The following is a 26,196-nucleotide window of genomic DNA, read 5'->3' on the forward strand; positions in this document are numbered from 1 at the left end:
TCTCTCTTATTCTTCTTCGCCAACCAGTGTGAGTTGCGTGGCACGTTCACCCCAACAACCTTCACCATCTGGTACCAACTCTAACAAGTTAATTTGATCTTTTTTCACGGATAGAATACGACCGTGATTTTGACCCATGTAATAACCCGCTTTCACTCTATGTAACTCTCCGCCACTCACTTGTACCAGTGCCCAAAGCTCCTTATCTAATTCTATCGTGCCGCGCATAAATAAGTTATCCGCAGAAAAATATTCTAGTGGCTGCTTCTGTCTTGACAGGTTAGGTTGAGGACAGCTACTTGGCGCACCGGGATTGCCCGATGCTGTTTCTGGTTTAGGAATAGAGAATGGCTTACGTTTGGCTGCGCCAATATAAGGCTCTATCTCTATTTCCTTAATTTCTGGTATTTTGTCATTAACAGGATAACTTTTTGACTTAATATTTGCCACATAGGAATTGAGATCTTCATCATTAGCTTGACAACCAAGCAATGAAACACCGAGAGCCACTAACAGGATGCGCTTCATTTTTTCGCCTCCTTGTAAGTATAGGTCTTAGCCGTTAATTCAACATTAAGAGTCTCATTATTAATTTTTTTTATATTGATATTATCCAATATAATAATCCGCGGTAACTTAGCTATATCAGCTGAAAACTGACCGATTTGATCATAAGTCCCGACCATTTCGATACCATAAGGTACCTCAACCGAGAACTCTTTTTCTATTTCAGCGGAAGGCTTAAAACGTTTAAATTGCAGGCCATTATCACTACCAATAAAGTTTACATTATCAAGTAAGGTGGACACCTCGCTTTTACTTGGTAGCTTTTTAACAAGCTCTGCTAGTAAACCTTCAATCTCAACCATTTGCTCTCGATAAGCCTCTAGGTTAGAAGCTAGGGCAGCTTTGGCTTCAAACTGGCGTTTAATTTCGATCTCTTTATTCTGAGCTTGTTCCAAGGTTTTAAGTTGGTCGCTAAACATAAAGTAATAAAAGCCGCCAACAATAAGCCCCGCAATAATCACTAAAAAAATACCTTTGAATAAGGCTGGCCAACTGCCAATATTTTCAAAGTCGAGTTCATTGACATTCATTATTGAGCGCCTCCTGCTACTGATTCCTTGGCTACTTGGCTCAACACTTCAAAGTCCATGTCAAATTTAAACAGCTTAATTGGTTTACTTTCTGCAGCATAGATACCACCTAAAGATTCGTTACCTAAACGACTCGACTCTTCAATATTCCTAAACATACGAGAAATACGCGATTGAGATTCACCTTTACCATCAATGGTGATTTTAACGTCATTAAAAGTCAGGCTTTCAAGAAAAACCCCATTAGGCGTAATGTCAGGTAATGAATTAAATAGGTCCGTAGGCCAATTACGTCGCTCTTGTAACTGTTGAATCAAATTGATGCGCTTCTCTACCGCGGCTTTTTTTTCTTTAATATTTTTTATTTCTTCAATTTGTCGGTCAAGTACAGATATTTCATTATTTAAAAATGCATTACGTTGGTTTTGGGTATCAATTTCACCGTCTAAATAGATTTTACCGCCAAACATTAATGCGCCGGTGACCAAGCAGACTAAAAATAGTAAACCATAGAAATCTTTTTCTTTGCGTTTTCGCTGCTCTTCGCGCCAAGGCAATAAATTTATATTTGACATGGTGTAAAACTCCTTAAGGCAAGACCTAAGGCCATCATGTATTTAGGCCCATTCATGGCCATTAGTTTTTCATCCGCTGAATTAGCAAAGCTAAACTCTGTAAAAGGATTTGCCAAAATCAAAGGTATCTCTAATTCTGATTCTATTTGACTCACTAATTCAGGTAATAAACTACCACCCCCCGTAAGCACTAGCTTGTCAACTTTAGAAAATCCACTTGAACTACAAAACAGCTGAACGTTACGACGTATATGCTGAATTGCAGAAGTTATAAACGGAGCCAACACATCTGAATCGTAGTCGGCAGGTAGAGTATTAGCGAGTTTATCTTTCTCTGCCTGCTCTAAGCTCATGCTGTAAAAATTCGCAATGGCTTGAGTATAATTTTGACCGCCATAGTTTTGTACCCGCGCGTAAACCGTTTCGCCTTTGTTCATCATAGCAAACGTCATCATCGACGCACCTATGTCAATTGCAGCTACAACTTTTTCTTGCTCATCTTCCGTTAATACTAACTGGCAAGCACGACCTAAGGCATGGGACTCGATGTCCATCACTTTTGGCTCTAAGCCCGCATCTTCTAAACAAGAGGCCTTAGTAATAATAGTATCGGTACGAGCAGCGCTAATTAGAACGTCATTTCGTGAAGGGTCAGCTAGATTCTTATTTAATACTTCAAAATCAATGCTTATCTCATCAATTGGAAATGGAATAAGGTGTTCAGCCTCAAGTTCAATTTGCCCTTCCAGCTCCATTTCATTTAAATCGGCATCCATCTGAACGACACGAGTATAAACATCGGCCCCAGAGACCGCCGAGGCAGCAAATTTATATTTGGCAGGAAAGTTACGTTTGACCTGTTTGATCACCTGCGCCACTTTATCAACTTCAATAAGTTGACGTTCAGACATTGCACCTTTAGGCACATTCATTTCTGCAACACCTTCAACTTTATAGCTTTTGCCTGATTTTGACAGTGCAATAGCTTTCACAGAATGCGACCCTAAATCGATTCCGATCATAGCGTAGGTTTGCTTTTTCCTTAATCCTGATAACATAACGTCCCAGTTCTATCTTGATAACTAAGTGAAAAGTAGCGTATTTTCGCCGTTATAATAAGCGCAAATATAATATTGTTCCAATGCTTTAAATCACAAATCACTGTTTAACTGCAAGATATACAGGATATACTAGCCACTCTTTTGTGTTTTTTGTTAACTAGGTAGGAATTTTCATGTGGAAATGGTTTAAGCGACTTCTCCTTCTCACGCTATTTTTTGGGTTTGCTGGCGTCGCTGCAATTGTGGGTATGTATTATTACATCAAGCCAGAGCTCCCTGACGTAAAAACCATTACCGAGGTTCAGCTGCAAACTCCCATGAAAGTATACAGTGCAGATGGTTTACTCATTTCACAGTTTGGTGAAAAACGCCGTATCCCACTCGCTATTGAAGATATTCCTCAACAAATGATAGACGCCTTTCTCGCTACCGAAGATAGCCGCTTTTATCAGCACCCTGGCATAGATCCTATTGGTATCGTCCGAGCGGCTACCGTATATATAGCCAGTGGCCATGCCAAACAAGGCGCAAGTACCATTACTCAGCAAGTTGCACGCAACTATTTTTTAACCCGAGAAAAAACATTAATACGTAAAATTAAAGAAGTTTTCATCGCTCTTCACATTGAGCAACTACTTACAAAAGAAGAAATTTTAGCGCTGTATTTAAATAAAATATCTCTGGGCTACCGCTCTTATGGCGTTGGCGCTGCAGCACAGGTCTATTACGGTAAATCAGTGGCAGAGCTAACCTTGGCACAAACAGCTGTGATTGCCGGTTTGCCTAAAGCTCCATCTAAATTAAACCCTATCTATTCGCCAGAAAACGCACGTTCGAGGCGTGCCGTGGTATTAATGCGAATGCTAGAAGAAGGGTACATCACTCGATCTGAATATGACGAGGCTAATGCTGAACCTATTACCGCCTCTTATCATGGTGCAGAAATTGAGCTTGATGCTGCATTTGTTGCCGAAATGGCGCGCCAAGAACTGGTGGCTATGTTTGGTGAAGATCAAGCTTACAATCAAGGCTTAAATGTTTATACGACGATAACGAAAAAGCCCCAATTAGCCGCCAATGATGCCCTGATCAACAACTTGATTAATTATGATTTGCGTCACGGCTTTCGAGGCCCTATCGAAAAACTATGGGACCAGAGTAAAGGCGAAGCCGCTTGGCCAATGCAAAAGATCTTTGAACACTTAGCTGAACAGCCTTTTTATAATGTACTAAGTCCAGCGGTCGTCACCCAAGTAAATGAAAAAGAAATCGAAGTTCTTGTTCAAGGCGGCAAAGCTGGCACTATTAATTGGGATGGATTGAAATGGGCTCGTCGTTTTGTCAATGACAAACGGCAAGGCCCACCACCTAAACGCGCCAGCGACATCGTTAGTGCTGGCGACATGGTTTGGGTGAGAACTGAAGAGGATGAGCTAATATTATCCCAACTACCTGACACATCAGGCGCTTTAGTTGCGTTAAACCCTCAAGACGGGGCTATTCAAGCGTTAGTCGGGGGATTCGACTTCAAACAAAGCAAATTTAACCGTGCCACTATGGCCAAGCGCCAAGTAGGTTCAAATATCAAGCCTTTCCTTTATTCTGCCGCCTTAGAGAATGATTATACCCTTTCGACCTTAGTCAACGATTCACCAATCAATCACTGGGACGCTAGCTTGGGTAAAGCCTGGCGGCCGAAAAACTCACCAGCTGTTTACGATGGTCCAATACGAATTCGTGTTGCGTTAGCTAAATCTAAAAACGTCGTATCAGTACGTTTGATCCGCAGCGTTGGCATTGGACCTGTGATAGAACACCTCAGCAAGTTTGGCTTTCACAAAGAAGATTTACCGCCATACGAAACCTTAGCATTAGGTGCTGCAGAATTAACGCCACTTGAGGTAGCAACAGCTTACGCCATCATCGCCAACGGCGGTTTTAAAGTGTCACCTTATGTTATCGCTCGAATAGAAGATGCATACGGCAATTTAATTTATCAAGCTGCTCCTGATTTGGCATGTAGCTCCTGTGGCCCAGAAGTAGCGATAGAAGGCGGGGCAGAGCAACAAACACTAAATGAAGACCAAGGGCTGGCTACTTTTGACGAACAAATTCTGACGCTCAATGAAACTGAAGGAACGGCTAACAAATCTGAAAAAGTTGACCTTACAGCCAATTCATCTGAACCTTACCAGGCCCCCAAATCAAAAATGGCCAAGCGCGTGATAAGCGGAGCAAATGCATTTTTGATCCGCGAAGCCCTCAGCAGCGCAATCTGGGGTGGAACGCAAAACGGTGAACACTGGAATGGCACAGGTTGGCGCGCGGGGAGAGCCTTAAATAGACGCGATATCGCCGGTAAAACCGGCACCACCAACGAATCTCGTGACGCTTGGTTTTCCGGCATGACCCCTTACTCAGTCGCAACGGCATGGGTTGGCTTTGATAACCATAGCCGCGTACTTGGCTATGCCTCTTACAATGCCAATTTAGGCAACCAACAAGTCACTGGTGGCGAGTTTGGCGGGCGTACAGCGATGCCAGCTTGGATAAGTTACATGGCAACGTTTTTAGAAGACCACCCCGAGCAAAAGAAACGCGTACCGCAAGATATTGTAACAAAGACTATTGATTTAGAAACAGGATTACTCAGTCGCTCAGGAGGCACGAATACTCGTAGGGAATATTTTGAAAAAGGGACCGAGCCAACCCGTTACGTACCTGAAAATCAAAATGATATTTTCACTAATCCTGATGAAGAAAGCGAATTGTTCTAATATCACTTAGTTCAAGATTAGAAAGCGCAGTCCTACTGCGCTTTTTTATTTATTTTTTGTTTAATAAGCTTACCTAGTTCATTAAAACAAGGTCTTCTGACACTGTTTTTACGATATAGAAGTACGATTTCACGAGCGGGTTTCGGGTCAAAGAATGGTATATAAAACAGTCCATCTTTGCTTCGACCTTTAGGCACAGCCAAACGTGGCAATAACGTGATACCAATACCGGAGCTCACCATATGTCTTAACGTTTCCAAACTCGTCGCTTTAAACGTTGAATCTTCATCTGCCCCTGCGGCAAAACAAAAACCCATTGCTTGATCGCGTAAACAATGGCCATCTTCAAGCATCAGCACCCGCTCACCTTTTAAGTCAGCAATATCAACCTGCTCAGCGTCTTGCCATTTATGCCCCGCAGGCACAACCAACTCTAATGACTCTTGATACAAGCTAATATGGCCATAGCCTTCCATATCCGGCAGCAAGGCAAGGATAAGACAATCAAGCTCTCCTTCCTCAAGTTGACGCAACAATACATGGGTTTGATTTTCATACAAGTAGACATCTAAATCTGGAAATGCCTGACGCATTGGCGGCACAATCGCGGGTAACAAATAGGGCGCCACCGTCGGGATTAATCCCACATGAAGCGGCCCATTCATGGGCTCACTATAAGAGCGTGCCGCTTCTTTAATTTGTTTTACTTCCAGTAGTACTTTACGCGCTTTAGCTGCAATATCTAACCCCGCTTGAGTGAATAAAACCTTACGCGACGAACGCTCCATTAGTAGCACGCCCAACTCATCTTCGAGCTTGCGAATTTGCCCGCTCAGCGTTGGCTGACTAACAAAACACTTCTCTGCCGCTTTACGAAAATGCTTCAACTCCTCCAATGCAACCAGATACTCTAAATCTCTAATATTCATTTCACCCACTCCAAGCGCCAGACATTGACGAGTTTATCGTTAAAAAACCCACCGACCTCGCATAAATTGCCAATTCATCAGTGTACACATACCCGAGTCTCTTTATAAATATTTATTTAGTGGGTAACATGCTGCCATATTATTTATAAAAACGTGACCTTCACGTTTTAACACATTAAGGGAGAAGATGATGTGTTGGCGTAAATTAGCTATTTTAACATCTGCAATACTTTTAAGTGCCTGTGGCGGCGGTGGCAGCACCGATCTAAGTGGTGGTAACGACGGAGGAACCACTCCTAGCACTGAACCTAGCACAGAACCTAGCACTGAGCCTAGCGTATCGCCATCAGATGCTCCAAGTAACAAGGTTACTCTTACTATCCCAGGGGAAGTGTTAGAGTTAGATAGAAAAAACAATACCATTCCTTTTCCATATACGTTGGACTTAATTCCTTCTTTTGATGCGAAATATAGTATGGAAATTACTGGCACCGCAGTCATGGGGGAAGATTACGATATTGATCCTAAAAAAGAACTCATATTTTCTGCCGGGTCTAAAACTGCCACACTTAATTTAACCACTTACCAATCTTCCCAGCCAAGAGGCGGTCGCACCCTAAAAATCCGTTTCTCTAACGACGAAGGTCAAGAAGCAACCCAAACCTTCATCATATCTGGCGATGTGCGTCTTAATGACACAGGTATGGCCAGCTATTCTGATGAAACAGATTACAACCTGCCTACTGAGCCAGCCTCACACCCAGGACAAGATGCAAGTCGCGGTTTTGACGTCGTAAACGTCGATGATGCCAAGGCAGATGCGCCTTACTATAAAGATGGCTCTGAGCGTAGCGCTGGTAACCCTTATTACTTAGGGCAAGCAGGCTTTAGATATACCAAGCTAGACTTTGCAGGTAATGAGCTAAATGCAAATGCAGCAAATTGGCGCTGTGTTAAAGATGAAATTACTGGCATGGTATGGGAACGAAAGGCCCCATTTAATGCCATTTTCACGGCCCCAGACCCTGCAGCAGAACCCCCAGCAGCAGGAGAACCAGATAAGCGTAAAATTTACTACTTTTCTACCACGCCAAATAACTTCAACGCAGTTAACTTTACTTTCCCTTGGCTAGATAACAATGCTATGACAAATGGTGGTAAAGCTGGTTGGTTTAGTGGCTTTGACGGAGGAGCACTACCAAATGAGGCTCCTTACCAACCTGCAAACTCAATTTGTGCGTATGAACAACGTCCAAGAGATAATGAGATTTATTGCTCTACGGAAGACTATGCTCGTGAAGCAAGCCAGCTTGGTGTTTGTGGCTTTACCGATTGGCAATTACCAACAGTAGAGCAATTTAGAAGCGTATTCAATTACCAAAATATTGCTAATGGTGAAAAAGATATTTTGGATAAGTTCTTCTTCGATTGTGCTAATGATGATTGTTTAGTTGAAAATGCCGCAACGAATTTATATTGGACAGCAACATCCTCAGCAGAGCAACCAGGAAGCGCAATGTGCTTCAACTTAACCAATGGTAAATTACAACTTTGTTCTAAGCTTGAATCAAACAAGGTCATGATTGTCAGACGTGACGACAAATCACTGGTCAACAACAACCCAACACCTAGCGCTGAACCAACGCCAGCACCTTAATAGGAGGAGTAAAACAGATGAAATATTTAATTAATACCTTCCTGCTTGCAAGTGTAACAGCGATGAGCGCTTCATCTTTTGCAGCGGATACTTACTGTAATAGCAGTATCAAAAAAGACTATGTACCAGCGCATTTCGTTTCATTAAAAAATGGCACAATCAAAGATACTCGCACTGGGTTAGTTTGGTCTTTATGTAGCGTTGGTCAAACATGGACTTTAGATCAAAACGGTAGAGAAACCTGCAAGAACGCCCCCACGTCTTTCCCAACATGGAAGAACGCGCTGGATGCTGTGGTAGCTGAAAATGCTAATCCAACTTGGACGGTTAATGATTGGCGCATGCCAAATATCAAAGAGCTAGACTCGATTGTAGACAGAAGTTGCTACAATCCGTCGATTAATCAAGATATATTCCCTAATACCTATCCCGTTAATTACTATTCAAGCACGCCATATAAAGGCTCTGATGATAGTGTTGCCGATAGTAATTATGACCATATCACATCACGCATAATTAGCTTTAGAACGGGACTCGAGAATCCAATTCGCCCAGAAGGACAGACTCGTGAATCGTACTCAATTAGGCTAGTTCGCTGCGGTGAATGGCCAGTTAGCGATGCCTGTAAAGCTAAGTAAAACGTCAAAGCCCTTCAACTGAAGGGCTTTTTTAATACGGGGTAAAGAAATCCCCCTCGTTACATACAGATTTACAATACTTAAAGCATATAATTTTCAGGCAATTCAATCTGCGCCACACCCGACGCCACAGCAGCTTCTGCTACCGCTCTTGCGACCTTAGGTAACAACCTCGCATCCATCGGCTTAGGGATAATATATTCGCGGCCAAAGCTCAATTCAGAAACACCACTGGCGTCTAATACCGTTTGTGGAACCGGCTCTTTGGCTAGCTCTCTAATGGCATGGACAGCGGCTACTTTCATCTCATCGGTAATGGCTTTAGCACGCACATCCAGTGCTCCTCGGAAGATAAAAGGAAAGCACAGCACGTTATTCACTTGGTTAGGAAAATCACTGCGGCCAGTGGCCATAATCAAATCATCACGTACGCTGTGGGCAAGCTCAGGTTTAATTTCAGGATCAGGGTTTGAACAAGCAAAGATCACCGGGTTAGGCGCCATTAACGCCACCGCCTCAGCAGGTAGCACATCTGGACCCGATACACCCACAAACACATCAGCATCCGCAATCACGTCTTCTAAGGTGCGTTTATCTGTGTTGTTAGCAAACAGTTTTTTATATTCGTTGAGATCTTCACGTCGAGTGTGGATCACGCCTTTGCGGTCAAGCATGTAGATTTTTTCACGCATTGCGCCACATTTTATCAGCAGCTCCATACAAGCTATCGCAGCCGCACCGGCGCCCATACACACTATGGTCGATTCCGAAATATCTTTGCCTTGAATTTCAAGCGCGTTAATCATCCCCGCCGCAGTCACAATTGCCGTGCCGTGTTGGTCATCATGAAACACTGGAATACTACAGCGTTGGATCAGCGCTTTTTCAATTTCAAAACACTCTGGCGCTTTAATATCTTCAAGGTTAATGCCACCAAAGGTATCGGCAATATTAGCCACGGTATTAACAAACTCTTCTGCGGTGCGATGCTTCACTTCAATATCAATCGAGTCAATTCCCGCAAAGCGTTTAAATAATAGCGCCTTACCTTCCATTACAGGCTTAGAAGCCAAAGGGCCTAAATTACCGAGCCCCAAAATAGCACTGCCGTTAGTGATTACCGCCACTAAATTGCCCTTGCCGGTATAGCGATAAACCTCATCTGGGTTCATGGCAATTTCTTTCACCGGCTCAGCCACACCTGGGCTATAAGCCAATGCGAGGTCTTTTGCTGTTTCAGCGGGCTTAGTTAATTCAATACTGATTTTGCCTGGTGTTGGCAAAGCGTGGTAATCAAGAGCTTGCTGGCGCGCATCTGTCATGATGATAGGTCCAATATCCTGTTTTTAAAAAATAAAGAGTTTGATGAAGAAAGTGTGATGATAGTCAAGTATTGACCCAATTCCCAGCAAAAACAATGCCGAGTGAAGCAAACGCTAAAATAGTGAACAATTGTTAAAAAATAATCGAGCCAAATAAATTTTGGCCATAAAAAAAGGCGCCATCGGCGCCTTTAATCAAACTTTTTGCAGGCTTATTTTTTGCCAAGTACTGCAAAACGTTTTTTGAACTTGTCAACACGGCCACCAGTATCAACAACACGTTGAGTACCAGTGTAGAATGGGTGACATGCACCACACACGTCTAGTGTTAGATCTTTACCAACTGTAGATTTAGTTTTGATCACGTTGCCGCAAGAACAAGTTGCAGAAATTTCTTTGTATTCTGGGTGGATACCAGCTTTCATAGGGATAACCTCTTTAGGCCGTGTCGCCATCTGATCTATTTTTCAGATACCACACGTTATGGATAAAGTGCATTTAGTGCACGCGAATTTTAGGGGGCGAATAATAATCCATCAGTTACACACGAGCAAGCATTGCTTTGCGATATTTACACTCTTATTTTATCCCGCTTACCGTTACACTAAGCCTTTATGTTGTTCAGGCTGGTTAATCATGATTTGTACTATTGCCTTACCCGTTCCACTGCGTCGCAGCTTTGACTATTTACTGCCAGAAGGCCAACAACCCCAAACAGGCTGTCGAGTTAAAGTGCCGTTTCGCAGTGGCGACAAAATAGGCTTAATCATTGACGTTAAGACCACCAGCGAGTTTGATTTAAACAAGCTCAAAGCGGTGAGTGGGATTTTGGATGATGCGCCAATCATCACGCCGCAATTATTGCAATTATTTCAATGGGCCAGTGCTTACTATCATCACCCCATTGGCGACGTTATTGCTCAAGCTATCCCTACCTTATTAAAGCAAGGCGAGCCCGATAGCCTTAAACCGTTATCGGCATGGCAACTCACGGCTGCAGGAGAGAAGGCAAAACAACAAGACTTTAGCCGCAGCCCAAAGCAATTAGCCGCATGGGCCTTGCTTAAGGGTAAACCTCTTACCAGCGCAGAGCTCACCGCAGCAAACGTCACGTCCGCCACACTCAATGCATTAGCGAAGAAGAACTTTGCCGAGAAAATCACTCAACAACCGCAGTATCAAAATAACTGGCCTGAGCAATTTGCCCTGCAGCAACAAAAACCTGAACTCAATACCGAACAAGCCATCGCCGTGGCCGCCATCAATAATAAATCGGCATTTGGCTGCTATTTGTTAGAAGGAGTCACCGGCAGTGGTAAAACCGAGGTTTACCTTAACCTAATAGAGCATGTGCTTAAACAAGGCAAACAAGCATTAGTGCTGGTGCCTGAGATAGGGCTGACACCACAAACGGTTTCACGTTTTAAAGCGCGCTTTAATGTGCCCATTTTTATGGTGCATTCCGAGCTGACCGATCGCGAGCGCCTTGATACTTGGCTTCACGGCCGCGCAGGTAGTGCCGCCATTGTGATTGGTACTCGTAGCGCCATTTTTACCCCCATGCTGAAACCCGGCATTATCATTATTGATGAAGAGCATGATACCTCGTTTAAACAACAAGATTTTTTTCGTTACCACGCTCGCGACTTAGCGGTGATGCGCGCCATGCGCGAACAAATTCCCATCGTGCTCGGCTCTGCTACCCCTTCCCTTGAGAGCTTAAACAACGCCTTAAGCAATAAATATCATCACCTGAGCTTAAAAGAGCGGGCGGGTAATGCCCAGCATGCCCGGCATTATTTACAGGACATTAAAAACGTACGATTAAATTCCGGCCTATCGCCGCAATTGATTGAGTTAATGCATAAGCATCTCAAACAAGGCAATCAAGTGATGCTGTTTTTAAATCGTCGTGGCTACGCCCCTGCCCTGCTATGCCATGAATGCGGTTGGCTAGCCAAATGTCAGCGCTGTGATGCTTTTTACACTTGGCATCAAAGTGATAATGCAATGATTTGTCACCACTGCAATAGCCATCGCCCAGTGCCGCACCAATGTGAAGATTGCGGCTCAACGCAATTACTTGGCGCAGGCGTTGGCACCGAGCAACTTGAAGAAACCTTAGCGGAAGTATTTAGCCAATATAAAGCGGTGCGAATTGATCGTGATAGCACCAGACGCAAAGGCAGTTTAGAAAACTACCTCGATGGCATTCAAAGTGGCGAATATCAGATTCTCATCGGCACGCAGATGTTAGCCAAGGGCCATCACTTTCCTGATGTTACCCTAGTAGGCATTTTAGACGTGGATAGCTCGCTGTTTAGCTCTGATTTTCGCGCCGCAGAAAAACTCGCGCAATTATTCACTCAAGTGGCTGGACGAGCGGGTCGTGCCAGTAAACCCGGCCAAGTAGTCTTGCAAAGCCACCATCCCGATCATTATTTACTGCAAGATCTAGTCAATAATGGCTATCAAGACTTTGCTCGCAGCGCCCTTTCCGAGCGTCAAGATGCACTCTTACCGCCTTTTTCATTTCAAGCTTTGTTTCGCGCCGAAGCGACTTACGCCAATATGCCGGAAACATTCTTACAACAAGTGAAGCAAATATTTAGTGGCTATACCGAGCAGTATAAGCAAATAGAATTAATCGGCCCAATGCCAGCAATCATGGAGCGTCGCGCTGGCAAATATCGCTTTCAACTGTTAATTCAAGCGCCCAATCGCGCCTTAATCGCCGGCCTGCTCAGCTCATGTATGGAACAAGTTGAGAAATTAAAATCGGGCATTAAAGTGCGCTGGTCATTAGATATCGACCCCACTGATTTTATTTAGTTCGTTAGGCGAGGTTATCGGCGTGCTAAGCCCATTTCCGTTCTGGTTTTCATGGCCGAGACACGTTAAAATCTGACTCTCAATTTTTAATAGTCTCAGATATATCGGCGGTCATACTGAATGAAAGTGCAACTTCAACAACTACTCGAGCAAACAGTCGCATCCTTAAAGCAACAAGGCATAATCCCTGCAGATGCACAGCCACGCGTTCAAGTAGACCGAACCAAAGATAAATCTCACGGTGATTTGGCCACTAACCTGGCCATGATGTTGTCAAAAGCGGCAGGGAAAAACCCACGTGAACTGGCGCAACTGATTATTGATAATTTACCAGAGTCTAGCTTAGTGACTAAAGTCGACATCGCTGGCCCGGGTTTTATCAACTTTTTTCTTAATCCGCTATGGCTGGTTGAACAAGTTGAAGCTGCGTTAATCGACCCACGTTTAGGCATCGAGCCAATAGCTGATCCCCAAACCATCGTGGTCGATTATTCATCGCCCAACCTCGCGAAAGAGATGCACGTAGGTCACTTGCGTTCATCGATCATTGGCGATGCCGTCACGCGCACTTTAGAATTCCAAGGCCATAAGCTAGTACGCCAAAACCACGTTGGCGACTGGGGCACACAATTTGGCATGTTGCTAGCCTACATGGAAGAGCTACAAGCCAAAGGCCAAGAGATTAATTCAAACCTATCTAATTTAGAGGTGTTTTACCGCGCCGCCAAGCAACGTTTTGATGAATCAGAAGCATTCGCTACCCGTGCACGTAACTTAGTGGTGGAACTGCAAAGCGGTGATGAGCACTGTAACCAGTTATGGCGCGAGTTTAACGAGGTCAGCCTGTCACACTGTCAAGAAACGTACGACCGTTTAGGTGTAAGCCTAACCCGCGCAGATGTACGTGGTGAAAGTGCTTACAATGACGACCTTAACCAAGTAGTCGTCGATTTAGACCAAGCTGGCTTATTAAAAGAAGACCAAGGCGCCAAATGTGTGTTCCTTGACGAATTCAAAAATAAAGACGGTGATCCGCTACCAGTCATCATTCAAAAGAAAGATGGCGGCTTTTTATATGCCACCACCGATTTAGCCGCGATGCGCTACCGTCAGCGCGAACTCAATGCTGACCGTGTATTGTACTTTGTTGATGCGCGCCAAGGCTTACACTTCCAACAAGTCTTTACCGTCGCGCGTAACGCCGGTTTTGTAAAACCAGAAACCAGCTTAGAGCATATGCCATTTGGCACTGTTATGGGCGAAGACGGCAAGCCGTTTAAAACTCGCTCGGGCACAGTAGCGAAACTGGCTGATTTGCTGACCGAAGCGCAAAACCGTGCTTACGATTTGGTGAAGTCGAAAAACCCAGACATGGCTGAACAAGATCTGCGTAATATTGCTGACGTAGTGGGGATCGCCTCGGTGAAATACGCCGATCTATCCAAAAATCGCACCAGTGATTACATGTTCAGCTTTGACCAAATGCTTAGCTTTGAAGGTAACACTGCCCCTTACTTGCTATACGCTTACACCCGTGTTGCTAGTGTGTTTGAAAAAGCAGAGGTGAACGCAAGTGAACTAACTGGCAGTGTCCTATTAGAGCACGAAAAAGAGCTCGATCTAGCCAGTAAGCTGGTGCAGTTTAATGAGGTGATCACTAGCGTTGCACGTTTAGGTTACCCGCATTTACTGTGTAACTACCTATACGAACTCGCAGGTTTATTCTCAAGTTTCTACGAAGCGTGTCCAATCCTGAAAGCAGAAACTGAAGCACAAAAGCAAAGCCGTTTGAAATTGGCTTGGCTAACTGCAAGAACGTTAAAACAAGGTTTAAGTTTATTAGGCATTAACACGCTGGAGCGTATGTAATGGCAAGGGACTACGTGCGCAATCAACCGCAAAAACGGAAAACTAACGCTAAGCGTAGTCCCGCAAAATCGGCGCCAACGAGCCGCTTGCCTATCGTGGCAATCGTTATCGCTGTAATCGCTTTATCAGGTTTTGGCTACTTTCTTTATACTATTAGTGGTTCGGCTGATAATGCAGAGATAATAGAAGTGATTGCAACGCCAGCTCCAAAAGCAAAAACACCAGCTGAAAAACCGCTACCAGAAAAACCCAAAGAAAAATGGGATTACATCGAACAACTAGAAAATAAAGAAGTAGAGGTTGATGTGCCCGCCGATCCGCCACCAGCTATTCCTTATCAAATGCAATGTGGCTCATTTAGATCCCTCAACCAAGCCGAATCATTGAAAGCACAAATCGCTTTTCAAGGTTTAGAAAGTCGAGTGCGGAAATCAGAAGGCAGCAGCGGTACCTGGTATAAAGTTGTTTTAGGACCCTATGAACGCAAACGCTTAGCGCAAACCGACTCTCATAAGCTTACCCGGGCCAAAATTCGCAACTGTCAAATTTGGCAATGGCAAGGGCCCCTGCCAAAATAACCCCAACAAACCTCACCTTGTGTGAGGTTTAGTTTTTTTAGCCCGAAAAACAGCCATAGTGCTTGAAAAGCGTGATCCTCTCCCCCATCTTAGTTTTATCTTGCAAGTTAACTTGCGCTTGAATACTGATGAGGTATCCCGTGACTACGATAGTTTCAGTTCGCCGTGGTAATAAAGTTGTAATAGGTGGCGATGGCCAAGTATCCCTTGGTAATACCGTAATGAAAGGCAACGCACGTAAAGTTCACCGTTTATATAATGGCCAAGTACTGGCTGGCTTCGCCGGTGGCACTGCAGATGCATTCACGCTTTTAGAACGTTTTGAAGCCAAACTACAAGCCCACCAAGGTCATTTAGAGCGCGCCGCGGTAGAGCTAGCCAAAGACTGGCGCACCGACCGCATGCTGCGTAAGTTAGAAGCCCTACTAGCCGTAGCCGATAAAGACAAATCCTATATCATTACCGGTAATGGCGACGTGGTGCAGCCTGAGCATGACCTAATTGCGATTGGCTCGGGCGGCGCATTCGCACAATCAGCGGCCCTTGCTTTATTAGAAAATACCGAGTTAGATGCCGATGTGATTGTAGAAAAAGCTCTTACTATTGCTGGTAACATCTGCGTCTTTACTAATACTAACCAGACCGTTGAAGTGCTGGATTACTAACCCATTTTGTCAGCTCTCTGACACCTAGACAGGATTAATATTATGTCTGAAATGACCCCAAGAGAAATTGTGAGTGAGCTAGACGCTCATATTATTGGTCAAGATAAAGCTAAGCGCGCCGTTTCTATCGCTCTTCGTAATCGCTGGCGCCGTATGCAATTAGACGCGGATATCCGCCAAGAAGTCACACCAAAGAATATTTTAATGATCGGCCCAACCGGTGTGGGTAAAACCGAGATTGCGCGTCGCTTGGCTAAATTAGCAAACGCTCCCTTTATAAAGGTTGAAGCCACTAAGTTCACCGAAGTGGGCTATGTAGGTAAAGAAGTTGAAACCATTATTCGCGACTTAGCCGATGTGGCACTCAAGATCACTCGCGAACAAGAAATGGAAAAAGTAAAATTTCGCGCGCAAGAGCAAGCTGAAGAGCGCGTGCTAGATGCCTTGCTGCCGCCCGCTAAAACCACGTGGGATGAAACTGACAAGAAGGCCGAAGATAGCCATGCGCGCCAAGTATTCCGTAAAAAATTACGCGAAGGCCAACTGGACGATAAAGAAATTGAAATTGATGTGACCGCACCACAAGTGGGTGTTGAGATCATGGCGCCTCCGGGGATGGAGGAAATGACCAATCAGTTACAAGGTATGTTCCAGAACCTATCAGGCAATAACACCACTAAAAAGCGTAAGCTTAAAGTGAAAGAAGCATTAAAAGCGCTAGTGGAAGAAGAAGCCGCTAAGCTGATTAATCCTGAAGAACTAAAAGAAAAGGCGATTTATGCCGCCGAGAATAACGGCATTGTGTTTATCGACGAGATCGACAAGATTTGTAAGCGCGGTGAAAGCTCTGGCCCAGATGTATCACGTGAAGGTGTGCAGCGCGATTTATTACCATTAGTGGAAGGCTCAACAGTAAGCACTAAACACGGTATGATCCGCACCGACCACATTCTGTTTATTGCTTCTGGGGCTTTCCAAGTGGCTAAACCGTCTGATTTAATTCCTGAGCTACAAGGCCGACTACCGATTCGTGTTGAGTTAGAGGCTTTGAAAGCAAATGACTTTGTCCGCATTTTAACTGAGCCTCATGCCTCACTAACCGCGCAATATGTTGCATTAATGGCAACGGAGGGGGTAAAAGTAGAGTTCACCGAAGAAGGTATTCACCACATTGCTGATGCAGCTTGGCGCGTTAATGAAAAAACCGAAAACATCGGCGCTCGTCGCTTACATACTGTAATGGAACGCTTAATGGAAAGTTTATCGTATGAAGCTTCAGAGCGTGATGGTGACAGTATCGTAATCGATAAAGATTACGTATTTAATGCTCTAGACGATCTAGTTGAAAACGAAGACTTAAGTCGCTTTATTCTCTAACTAACAACCATAACAAATAAGGCTGCTTTGCCGCCTTATTTGTTAACCCCAACTCAGTTTAAACCGCCCACAGCATATTATTTCATTTATCTAGAATCTGGGTTATTGAGCACTAACACAGCCCCTACTTCAACAGCGCCTTGACATAACGAATTGGAATCGCGTAAGAAATACCACTCGGGTTAGTGATCGCCGCCTCCCGCGAACCTTGAATAAACACTTTGTTAATAACACCGATCACCTGCCCCGTATCCGTATTATATACAGGGCTGCCACTGTTGCCAGGATAGGCCGTCGCGTCCAATTGAAACACCTGATAAGGCTTGCGCAGCTGCTTCAGCATTTGTGGCGTTAATTGCGCGCTGCTAATTTGTGGCGTTGCTATTGGGGTAATAGCTGAAATAATCCCAGTATGTGTCGCTGCATATAGCCCTAACACGGCGCCAATCGGGTAACCCGTAAACGCTATGCTCTGTCCTTCTTGTATTGCTTTATCATTACCTAAACGTAATGGCGTTAGCTTGATCCCCTCAATTTTAAGCACCGCTAAATCATGAACTCGATCTGAGGCAATGACCTTAGCATCATAAACTTTAGGTTGACTGCCCTTGCCAACAAAAATAACCAGTTGTTCACGCTTAGTTGGATTGAGATCGCTCGGGACGACATGATAGTTGGTCACCACTAGAGATCCGTCACCGACAACAAATCCTGTACCACTAAACACCGAACGCGGACTACCAGTAGGATGATAGCTACCGACAGCCACAATAGAAGGTTTAATTTTGGCAATGGTAGTGACAAGATCTGCCCAAGAAAACGCACTATAGCAAGCTAAAACCAAAGCCAAAAGTAGCCTACCATTGATAAAAATGTTCATCCTAATAACCCGCTTACCCAACATAATAGACTAAGTTTAGTTGATTGCCCTGAGCAAGAATTGAAATTTACTCCATACTTTTATCATGCAGTATCAGGAGTATTATGCACATGGAACAACCAAAGCTACGCGATCAACATTATCTTGTGCCTATCTTTGCCGGTGGCGGTACACGCTTGCCCGCTCATATCGGGATACTTCAAGCATTAACCGATCTTAATGTGCGCTTTGATCATCTCGTCGGAGTATCGGGTGGCAGTATTATCAGCTCACTCTACGCCAGTGGCCTTTCACTAACAGCAATCAAGAAAATTGCTCTTGAAACCGACTTTGAACAATTTAAAGGTTTTTCTATCCTTAGTTTGCTGAGAAATGGTGGTCTTTGTTCTGGCGACAAGTTTGAGGCTTGGTTAGATGAAAAGCTGCAAGGAAAATGCTTTAAAGATCTGCCGATCAAGCTGCATGTGGTCGCAACCGATGTTCGCTCGGGCACACCTGTGGTATTTGATGCCATTAATACGCCGAATGAAAAGGTGTCTCGTGCAGTTAGGTTCTCGATGTCTATTCCACTGATATTTGCTTTTAAGCCTTATGAAAACCACCTAATGGTCGATGGCAGTATTTTGTCTGAAGATGCCCTACATCAAGATTGGGATGACAATGGCACGCCTGTGATTTGCTTTCGATTGCGCGGCGATGGTGATAACCAACCAATTAATACCAATAAAATTTTCCCATTGGCATCCTATATCTCACTCTTGATACGCACCTTTATGACCACCATTTCGCGCGAGTATGTGAATGAAAAGTTTTGGCATCGCACTATAGTAGTCAACACGGGTAATACTTCTCCGGTCGACTTTCGTATGTCGATGGAAGATAAAACCAAACTTTATGCTATTGGCTATGAAACTGCGCTCAGTGTCGTACCGATAAAAGTTTGGCAAGAAGCAGGAAAACTAAACCATGGCCTTGATTCAAATAATATTCCCTACACCATTTAGGGTAAAATAATAATCATGATTGCACTTGGTTCAGCCATCATACAGGCTTACCGTGTTGAAATATTTGTATTTACAGAAATGAATTTTGGAGCAATAAATGAAATTACGTCTAGTAAGCCTCTCTGTCGCAGGACTGCTATTAACGGCATGCGCTAATACCCAAGCCACGAAAGTAACCACCGCTGATGTAGTGAATAAGCAATGGCAACTAGTCAGTGTTGACAATCAAGCGGTTACTCCAATGGGGAATAAGTTGCCGAAAATCCATATTGATAGCACCCTCAAAGCAACTGGCGTGGCGGGCTGTAACAACTTCTTTGGTCAGGCCCAATGGCAAGACGGTCAATTACGTATTGAAAAAATGGGCATGACGATGATGATGTGTCCACCACCACTGGATGAGATAGAGCAAGGCATAACAGCAACACTCAGCGATTGGAGTGCTGTAACATTAGATAAAAATACACTTATTTTACAAGGCGCAGAGCACACCCTTGTTTATCAGCAAGCAGAATAACCCATGTTTCGACCTGCAGGCTAGGTTTGACAAACCTAGCCTGCTTGGCTTCTCGCCATCGCAATCAAACGATTTAACATACGACGTAATAACAAAGGCACCGACTCAGGGCCATTTAACTCAACAACTTCTGCTATCGCTAGCGCCAAACGAGGCTTAGAAGAGCGCCCTATCGCTTTATCTATCACTTTGGTGATGCCCAATTTATCCAGATCACTGGCTTTTAATTTGGCTTGACGTAAATAAACGTCACTAAAGCCATTATTAAATAGGAAGTGCTCAATGTCTTTGTCCGGCAAAAAGGTCAGCCGTTCACGGAGCCCTTCTTGCTCCAATAAAGCCTTTGCCTGGCTACTGTATTTTTTACCCGCATCATCACCATCGGTTAACAAATGCCATTCAATACCAAAATCTTTTGCCACCTTAATTAATGGCGCTAAACCGCACTGTGCAAATTCAACAATGCGCACACCTTCTGCAGCAAAGCTATAGCCACAAACACGCGCAAGCTCAGTCAGCAACCATAACTCTGTTTCCCCCTCAACGAGCAGCCAGCAACGTGCTAACAAACTAGCCGGGCGATTAATACGGACGTGAAAAGCAATGCGTCGAAAATCATCACTGAGAAAGTGATTTTCATTAAGAACATAAACATGTGTTTTATCAACATTACGCACTAATCGCACAATATCATTGAGCTTAAACGTACCGAGCAAATCAGATGAATTAGTAGTGACCAACTTTTGCACCGGTAATTGTTCAAGAAAAGCCCAACTGGTCAGTAAGTTAATAGGATGAAGGCGGGCTTCTGGATCTTCCAATAACAAAATTGGGCTGCTACCTCGGCGCAATAAACTAGGGCCTCGGGCACGTAAAAAAGCCCCTAACATCACCAGTAGTGCAGCCCGATTGTGCTTACCCGCGGTCACCTTTAATAACTCACTAAAATCATCTATAGCGCGAAAAGAGATCGGTTTAAGTCCCATTTCCCGCACTTTTCTCGGCTGAGTGGGTCGCTCCGCATACGTAAAACGTGGCGTAAGATAATGCTCAAATAGAAAACGAGTCGCCATCACGGCTTGCTTTAATTCACGTTCGGGCAATTGTTGCGAAGAGGAGTGTAACCTTAGTACTGTTTTTTCAATCATCATTTCTGACTGAACCCGCTCTGAAGTTTCAGGTAAATCTACCATCCAAGGCTGTAGACTGGATTCTTGACTGATGCGCAGCACGGGGTAAAACGACATGAGCTGCTTAGCGAGCTCATTCAGATTATCAAGGGGTAAAATTTCACCTTGGCTATTCAGAAAATTTCGCTGGGTTGAAACTTGATTGTCGGGATCGAGTATCCCTTCAATCTGATAATAAATACGTTTCTTATATTTCCCCCCCCCAATCCAAAGAGGAGCGATTGAACGAAAACGAGCCCGTTGATGCTGACCAATGCAAGTTTCTTCAAAGGTAAGGACAATGGTAATTTGCCGGCTAAGAAACTCCGTTTCAGGAGAAATATGAAAATCTTCTAAGTGAAACTTGTATAAGCGCTGGGCGCTGTTTAAAAGTAAACTTAAAACATCCAATAAACTGGATTTACCCCATGCATTCTCGCCAATTAACACGCGGGTTTGTGACAAGTCGAGCGACAGACGTGCAATCCCTCTGAAACCAACAATTTCAATATGTTTGAGCAAGCGCACCTCAATTCAGTATTTTATATGTTTCTTATAGCTGAAAATGCCCTCGACCGTAACACTTTAAATCAGAATCTGCGATACGAAAGACTTAAGGTCGCTCGATACCATATTGATTAACCAATGAAATCAGCTTAGTACTTTGAACTTTGCCTGGTAAAGCAACTTTAGCTCCCGCTTGCATCACTTGGACTGCCTCATTGACCCCTTGACACTCAGTAACCACCACGTTGATATTATGTTTCAATCCCTGATTTTTTCTTAATAGATCGATGATGGATTTACCGCCTAAGTGATAAGTTGATAGCAACATAGACAACTGAGCATTTTGTTCGTCTAGTAGAAAGTCGTCTGCCGTTTTATAATGTCTAATCTGTATTTTTGATTGCTCTAACCAATGGGAGAATTCATCAGGCAGATGCTGGTAACCAAGCAAACCTAGATTCATGGTTGATATCGAAACTTCATTATTAAGTGATGCAGGTATTTTAACGAGGGGAGCTGGTTCAAAAAATTAGGGATAACCCATACCACAATAGGATCATTAACTTGAAAAAATACTATAGAGACAGCGTGTTAGCTAAGAAACTTATTGTTGGCACCGTACTTTGTAGTTCGATTATCACGCTATTACTCACCAGCTTTCATCTTTATACTCAGTATGCTCGCGATATAGATCAGCTTAGCCAGTCAGAAAAAATCATTCAAAACTCACTGCTTAATAGCTTAAGTGAAAGTGTGTGGGACTACGATAATAAGCTTATTCAGCTGCAGTTAGAGGGCGTGCTTAGCCAGCCTTATATTGAGCAGACCTATTTAGAATTAAAGGACGGTCAAACTTTTCATTCTGGCTCTTTAGAGCATGATTGGACCAAGACATACGTATTCCCGATTATTCATGAACAAAAGGGCAAGCGACGCGAACTGGGCACCCTTACAGTAACAGCAGACTTACACAGTATTTATCAGCAATTAATTAACTCTGCGGCTCTGACATTATTGTTTAATGCGATTAAGACATTTGGCGTGGTGATGTTTATGTTGTTTCTGATTGAACGTTTAATCGGTAGGCATTTACTCCGTATTGTTTCAAGTTTAGATAAGATAGACCCTGAACAATCACTGACCAGTATAGAGCTAGGTCGTCCAACAAAGCATCTTCCAGACGACATGGATAAATTAGCCGAAGCCATTAATGCGATGCAACAAAGGATCCATGACGCACACCATGCCCGCTTGATAGCCAGCCAAGAAAAGGCGGAACTACAAGAAAAAATTATCAATCAAAACCAACAACTCGCACAGCTAGATCGCGTATTTACTATGGGCGAAATGGCGACTTCTCTCGCCCATGAACTCAACCAACCCCTCGCCAGCATTACTGGCTTTGCAGATATTTGTAAACGCTTAGTCAGCCAAGACAAAATAAACCATGAAATGGTTGAGAAAACATTGGAAAAGGTATCCAGTGAAGCCATTAGAGCATCAGAGATCATTAGGCGAACAAGAGAATTTGTACGTGATAGAACTCCTCAACGAGGTTGCTATAACATTTGCCCATTGGTTCTGGAGTCTATTGCCATGCTGCAAGACATGGCGAGCAAAAATCAAGTTCAGGTAAGCTATCAACCCATAACCGAATCAGCCCAAATTGAAGTAGACAAAGTGCAACTTGAACAAGTACTTATTAACTTGATTCGTAATGCTATTGAAGCCCTAAGCCAACAAACAGATGGCCATATTATTATCAGCCAAGAGGTTAAAGAAAATATGGCGTTGCTTCACATTGCTGATAACGGCCCAGGACTTGCTGACAAAGTCATGCAAAACTTATTCAAACCATTTATAAGTACCAAAGAGAGCGGCATGGGTGTAGGTTTATCTATTTGCCACAGTATTATTGAAGCTCATGGCGGTCAGATAACGGTAACGAGTAAGCCCTATCAAGGTGCTTGCTTCACTATTCAACTACCCACAAGCCAAAACAAGGAAATTTCACTCTAATGAGCCAAGATTGCCCAATTATATATATCATCGATGATGATGAATCGATTAGAGAGATGCTTGAAATGATGGTCGCCAGTGTCGGTCATGAATATAAAAGCTTCGCCACTGGCGCTGAGTTTCTGGAACAGTTTGAAGAGCGACATGGTTGTATCTTATTAGATATACGCATGCCAGGCATGTCTGGCATGGTAGTGCAAGAAAAGCTTAATGAGCTTAATGCGATGCTGCCCATTATTTTCATCACCGGACACGGTGATATCGCTATGGCCGTGGAGGCAATGCAGAATGGTGCATTTGATTTCATGGAAAAGCCATTCCGTGAATTTGAGCTCCTAGAAAAAATCACCAAAGCCATTGCTCAAGACAAAGAGCAACGCATAGATTTAACTAAGCGACATGAGATCCAAGAGCGTATCGAATCACTCACAAAACGCGAGCGAGAGATCATGCAATTAGTCGCACAAGGACATGCGAATAAAGTGATAGCTATCGATTTAAATATTGCCCAAGGAACGGTGGAAATTCATCGCTCGCGCATCATGAGTAAAATGAAAGCTCGAAGCTTAGCACAGTTAATGCGGATGTTAATGGCCGCCGGCGAATTGCAAGATGATGAATAATGCCTAGCTCAATTACTAGTCAGCAATATTACATAGGTCTTATGTCTGGTACCAGTTTGGATGGACTTGATATCTGCATCGTTGATTTTAGCGACCAAAAGGTGAACTCCCTTTATGGCAAAACCTTTCCTATTCCCACCTGGATGAAAGAAGATATTTTAGGAATATGCCAAGGGCAATCATTAACCTTGGCGCAACTTGGCCAGCTTGACCATAAAATCGGTCTGTTTCACGGTAATTGCGTCAATCAAGCTCTACAAGAAGCCGGGTTGTCCTCAAATGACATTAAAGCCATTGGCAGCCACGGCCAGACCGTTTATCACCAACCAGACTCTGAACATCCATTTACCATGCAAATAGGTGATGCTAACCTGATCGCGGCAATAACAGATGTAGTCACGGTAGCAGACTTTAGACGAATGGATATGGCCTATGGTGGCCAAGGTGCGCCACTAGTGCCCGCCTTCCATCAAGCGTTATTTAGTCACCCTAAGCAAGGGCGAATAGTGCTTAATATTGGCGGCATTGCTAATCTGACGGTTTTACTCCCAAACGAACCGACTCTTGGCTACGATACAGGCCCCGGTAATATGCTACTAAATGCCTGGATATCAACACAACTTAAGCAAGAATATGACAGTGGTGGGGATTGGGCCGCATCTGGGAATATCATTCCGGAATTACTTGATACATTTTTAGCTGACCCCTATTTCAATATTGAACCACCTAAGAGCACGGGCCGAGAGTTGTTTAATCTAGCTTGGTTAAAATCACAGCTAAAGCCTGAATATAGAAGTGAGGATATTCAGCAAACATTATTAATGCTAACTGCGCACTCAGTGGCAGAACAAGTTAAACGTTTTGAACAAGCAAAAGAGCTATTGATATGTGGAGGTGGAGTACATAACACCGCTCTCATCAACACCTTGAAGGCATTGTTACCTGAGCATGTAGTTCACTCAACTCAAGCAGTTAATATTGACCCAGACTTTGTCGAAGCAATTGCTTTTGCATGGCTAGCGAAACAAAGAATTGAAGGTAGGCCAGGAAATCTCCCCATAGTCACAGGCGCACAAAAAAAAGTGTGCTTAGGAGCAGTTTATCAGCCTTAACCATCTTTAATGGTTAATCCTTTGCCTTTGGTTATCAACCAAATAACGATGTGTAGAATAAATAACCCTCCTCCTGCCACAGCAAAAAATGTGGCAGCTATGGCTTCAACAGAACGTTTGTCATCAAGCCATAGCCAAGTCGCGAAACTTAACAAAAATATCAACGCAGTTTGTACCATACAGGCATGACATCGGCCTAACTTCTTTAAAAACCAGTCATTACAACGCTGACAACTCATAAGAAAAACTTTATCCTATTATTGAATTAATTATTTTCAAGGAAAGAATCAAGGCATGAAATTGAATCACAACCTATGGATATTACTCGCCTGCTTAAGTGGCGGCGCCCAAGCTGAGAAAGTTTATACTTGGGTTGATGATAATGGTGTAGCTCATTTTTCTCAAGATAAGCCAAAGAATGTTGACGCCAAGCAAGTCAAGTTTGTCGCGCCACCGCCGGTGAAAGATTTGCCACCAATAACAAACTCGAAAAATAACTCAACAGCTACAACTATTATTTCAGATAATAAGTCCAATAATTTAATTTCAGGAAACTGGATTACTGGGACAGAATCAATTAGAAAATCGACATTGATTCTTAAACCAAATAAACAATTTAGCTACCAATCCCTAAATGACCCTAAAAATGCCGTCGATCTTATTGGTACTTGGCATTACGAAGAAGGCTTTTTGCAATTAAAGGTTAACAAGAAAGTGATCACGCGACGTGGAAAAAAATCTGAAAGCTATAACAATCGAGATATCGATGCCCAGGTTCTTCAACTAGACAATAATAAGATGAATATTATTATTGAAGATGAACATTTACATCTATCACGCTTCTAAAAAATCATCCAACTAACAAAAACCACTTTCGAGTGGTTTTTGTTTGATGTGAGTTTTTTCTTCAAACGTAAAAAAGCCCGACTCTTTCGAATCGGGCTTTCTACTGCTCACTATGAGCTTATTTGGCGCTTGGCGGTGTCCT

25 protein-coding genes are annotated in these 26,196 nt (G+C 43.6%); 14 read left to right on the plus strand and 11 right to left on the minus strand.

The features are described from left to right. Positions 1-6 precede the first annotated feature (6 nt). Genes K1M91_RS09520 through K1M91_RS09535 form a run of 4 tightly spaced genes read right to left on the minus strand, consistent with a single transcriptional unit; the run spans position 7 to position 2,730 of the window. Positions 7-528 (minus strand): pilus assembly protein PilP, encoded by a 522-nt coding sequence (locus tag K1M91_RS09520; protein WP_232801514.1) that lies wholly within the window; start codon positions 526-528, stop codon positions 7-9. Then, on the minus strand, positions 525-1,097 hold the full coding sequence (pilO, locus tag K1M91_RS09525; RefSeq protein WP_232801515.1) for a type 4a pilus biogenesis protein PilO: 573 nt from the start codon (positions 1,095-1,097) through the stop codon (positions 525-527). Before pilO ends, K1M91_RS09520 begins: the two co-directional genes overlap by 4 nt. Continuing rightward, complete coding sequence (locus K1M91_RS09530) at positions 1,097-1,672, minus strand: PilN domain-containing protein (RefSeq protein ID WP_232801516.1); 576 nt, start codon at positions 1,670-1,672, stop codon at positions 1,097-1,099. Before K1M91_RS09530 ends, pilO begins: the two co-directional genes overlap by 1 nt. Continuing rightward, positions 1,660-2,730 (minus strand): pilus assembly protein PilM, encoded by a 1,071-nt coding sequence (locus tag K1M91_RS09535; RefSeq protein ID WP_238481378.1) that lies wholly within the window; start codon positions 2,728-2,730, stop codon positions 1,660-1,662. The genes K1M91_RS09530 and K1M91_RS09535 overlap by 13 nt, the downstream gene beginning before the upstream one ends. Before the next feature lie 176 nt (positions 2,731-2,906). Here K1M91_RS09535 and K1M91_RS09540 point away from each other — a divergent pair, with 176 nt between their 5' ends. Then, positions 2,907-5,510 carry a PBP1A family penicillin-binding protein gene (locus K1M91_RS09540; protein ID WP_232801518.1) on the plus strand — a complete coding sequence of 868 codons (2,604 nt, stop codon included), beginning with the start codon at positions 2,907-2,909 and terminating at the stop codon, positions 5,508-5,510. A gap of 32 nt (positions 5,511-5,542) precedes the next feature. Here the strand turns inward: K1M91_RS09540 and oxyR are convergent, their stop codons facing one another. Further along, a complete protein-coding gene (gene oxyR / locus K1M91_RS09545) occupies positions 5,543-6,439 on the minus strand; it encodes a DNA-binding transcriptional regulator OxyR (RefSeq protein WP_232801519.1) in 897 nt (298 codons plus the stop codon). A gap of 187 nt (positions 6,440-6,626) precedes the next feature. Between oxyR and K1M91_RS09550 the strand changes: the two genes are divergently transcribed. Together K1M91_RS09550 and K1M91_RS09555 are read left to right on the plus strand one after the other, a co-directional pair. Beyond that, the gene (locus K1M91_RS09550) at positions 6,627-8,096 is read left to right on the plus strand and encodes a DUF1566 domain-containing protein (RefSeq protein WP_232801520.1); all 1,470 of its coding nucleotides are present in this window, start codon (positions 6,627-6,629) and stop codon (positions 8,094-8,096) included. Positions 8,097-8,113: 17 nt separating this feature from the next. Then, entirely contained in the window at positions 8,114-8,734 is a 621-nt protein-coding gene (locus K1M91_RS09555) for a DUF1566 domain-containing protein (protein ID WP_232801521.1), read from the plus strand. An 80-nt stretch (positions 8,735-8,814) separates the two neighbouring features. Here the strand turns inward: K1M91_RS09555 and K1M91_RS09560 are convergent, their stop codons facing one another. Together K1M91_RS09560 and rpmE are read right to left on the minus strand one after the other, a co-directional pair. After that, on the minus strand, positions 8,815-10,056 hold the full coding sequence (locus K1M91_RS09560) for a malic enzyme-like NAD(P)-binding protein (protein ID WP_232801522.1): 1,242 nt from the start codon (positions 10,054-10,056) through the stop codon (positions 8,815-8,817). A gap of 212 nt (positions 10,057-10,268) precedes the next feature. Continuing rightward, positions 10,269-10,481: a 50S ribosomal protein L31 gene (gene rpmE, locus K1M91_RS09565; RefSeq protein ID WP_232801523.1), complete on the minus strand. Its 213-nt coding sequence runs from the start codon at positions 10,479-10,481 to the stop codon at positions 10,269-10,271. A 211-nt stretch (positions 10,482-10,692) separates the two neighbouring features. On the opposite strand from rpmE, the gene priA reads away from it, so the two are divergent. From priA to hslU, 5 genes are all read left to right on the plus strand, one after another. Further along, a complete protein-coding gene (gene priA, locus K1M91_RS09570) occupies positions 10,693-12,888 on the plus strand; it encodes a primosomal protein N' (RefSeq protein WP_232801524.1) in 2,196 nt (731 codons plus the stop codon). Positions 12,889-13,008: 120 nt separating this feature from the next. Next, on the plus strand, positions 13,009-14,757 hold the full coding sequence (gene argS / locus K1M91_RS09575; protein WP_232801525.1) for an arginine--tRNA ligase: 1,749 nt from the start codon (positions 13,009-13,011) through the stop codon (positions 14,755-14,757). Continuing rightward, complete coding sequence (locus K1M91_RS09580; protein WP_232801526.1) at positions 14,757-15,335, plus strand: SPOR domain-containing protein; 579 nt, start codon at positions 14,757-14,759, stop codon at positions 15,333-15,335. Before argS ends, K1M91_RS09580 begins: the two co-directional genes overlap by 1 nt. A 140-nt stretch (positions 15,336-15,475) precedes the next feature. Continuing rightward, the gene (gene hslV / locus K1M91_RS09585; RefSeq protein ID WP_232801527.1) at positions 15,476-16,000 is read left to right on the plus strand and encodes an ATP-dependent protease subunit HslV; all 525 of its coding nucleotides are present in this window, start codon (positions 15,476-15,478) and stop codon (positions 15,998-16,000) included. A 42-nt stretch (positions 16,001-16,042) separates the two neighbouring features. After that, positions 16,043-17,377, plus strand: a complete 1,335-nt coding sequence (gene hslU / locus K1M91_RS09590; RefSeq protein ID WP_232801528.1) for an HslU--HslV peptidase ATPase subunit — start codon at positions 16,043-16,045, stop codon at positions 17,375-17,377. A 124-nt stretch (positions 17,378-17,501) separates the two neighbouring features. Here the strand turns inward: hslU and K1M91_RS09595 are convergent, their stop codons facing one another. Further along, on the minus strand, positions 17,502-18,257 hold the full coding sequence (locus tag K1M91_RS09595; RefSeq protein ID WP_232801529.1) for a serine protease: 756 nt from the start codon (positions 18,255-18,257) through the stop codon (positions 17,502-17,504). A gap of 110 nt (positions 18,258-18,367) precedes the next feature. On the opposite strand from K1M91_RS09595, the gene K1M91_RS09600 reads away from it, so the two are divergent. Both K1M91_RS09600 and K1M91_RS09605 read left to right on the plus strand, forming a co-directional pair. Beyond that, positions 18,368-19,261 (plus strand): patatin-like phospholipase family protein, encoded by an 894-nt coding sequence (locus tag K1M91_RS09600; RefSeq protein WP_232801530.1) that lies wholly within the window; start codon positions 18,368-18,370, stop codon positions 19,259-19,261. 97 nt (positions 19,262-19,358) lie between these two features. After that, positions 19,359-19,778, plus strand: coding sequence for an META domain-containing protein (locus K1M91_RS09605; protein ID WP_232801531.1), 420 nt, complete (start codon positions 19,359-19,361; stop codon positions 19,776-19,778). Positions 19,779-19,813: 35 nt separating this feature from the next. Here the strand turns inward: K1M91_RS09605 and K1M91_RS09610 are convergent, their stop codons facing one another. Next, on the minus strand, positions 19,814-21,469 hold the full coding sequence (locus K1M91_RS09610) for a DUF2813 domain-containing protein (protein WP_232801532.1): 1,656 nt from the start codon (positions 21,467-21,469) through the stop codon (positions 19,814-19,816). A 91-nt stretch (positions 21,470-21,560) separates the two neighbouring features. Beyond that, positions 21,561-21,917: a hypothetical protein gene (locus K1M91_RS09615; RefSeq protein ID WP_232801533.1), complete on the minus strand. Its 357-nt coding sequence runs from the start codon at positions 21,915-21,917 to the stop codon at positions 21,561-21,563. 101 nt (positions 21,918-22,018) lie between these two features. On the opposite strand from K1M91_RS09615, the gene K1M91_RS09620 reads away from it, so the two are divergent. From K1M91_RS09620 to K1M91_RS09630, 3 genes are read left to right on the plus strand one after another with little or no spacing between them, the layout of a single operon-like run. Further along, the gene (locus K1M91_RS09620; RefSeq protein ID WP_232801534.1) at positions 22,019-23,473 is read left to right on the plus strand and encodes an ATP-binding protein; all 1,455 of its coding nucleotides are present in this window, start codon (positions 22,019-22,021) and stop codon (positions 23,471-23,473) included. Next, on the plus strand, positions 23,473-24,096 hold the full coding sequence (locus tag K1M91_RS09625; RefSeq protein WP_232801535.1) for a response regulator: 624 nt from the start codon (positions 23,473-23,475) through the stop codon (positions 24,094-24,096). The genes K1M91_RS09620 and K1M91_RS09625 overlap by 1 nt, the downstream gene beginning before the upstream one ends. Continuing rightward, complete coding sequence (locus tag K1M91_RS09630) at positions 24,096-25,208, plus strand: anhydro-N-acetylmuramic acid kinase (RefSeq protein ID WP_232801536.1); 1,113 nt, start codon at positions 24,096-24,098, stop codon at positions 25,206-25,208. Before K1M91_RS09625 ends, K1M91_RS09630 begins: the two co-directional genes overlap by 1 nt. Here the strand turns inward: K1M91_RS09630 and K1M91_RS09635 are convergent. Continuing rightward, the gene (locus K1M91_RS09635) at positions 25,205-25,447 is read right to left on the minus strand and encodes a DUF3624 domain-containing protein (RefSeq protein ID WP_232801537.1); all 243 of its coding nucleotides are present in this window, start codon (positions 25,445-25,447) and stop codon (positions 25,205-25,207) included. The genes K1M91_RS09630 and K1M91_RS09635 overlap by 4 nt on opposite strands. A 55-nt stretch (positions 25,448-25,502) precedes the next feature. Here K1M91_RS09635 and K1M91_RS09640 point away from each other — a divergent pair, with 55 nt between their 5' ends. Continuing rightward, positions 25,503-26,054 (plus strand): DUF4124 domain-containing protein, encoded by a 552-nt coding sequence (locus K1M91_RS09640; protein ID WP_232801538.1) that lies wholly within the window; start codon positions 25,503-25,505, stop codon positions 26,052-26,054. The last annotated feature ends 142 nt before the right edge of the window (positions 26,055-26,196 follow it).

This window comes from Motilimonas sp. E26 (genome assembly GCF_021278025.1).
Classification (GTDB): Bacteria; Pseudomonadota; Gammaproteobacteria; order Enterobacterales; family CBDFNC01; genus Motilimonas.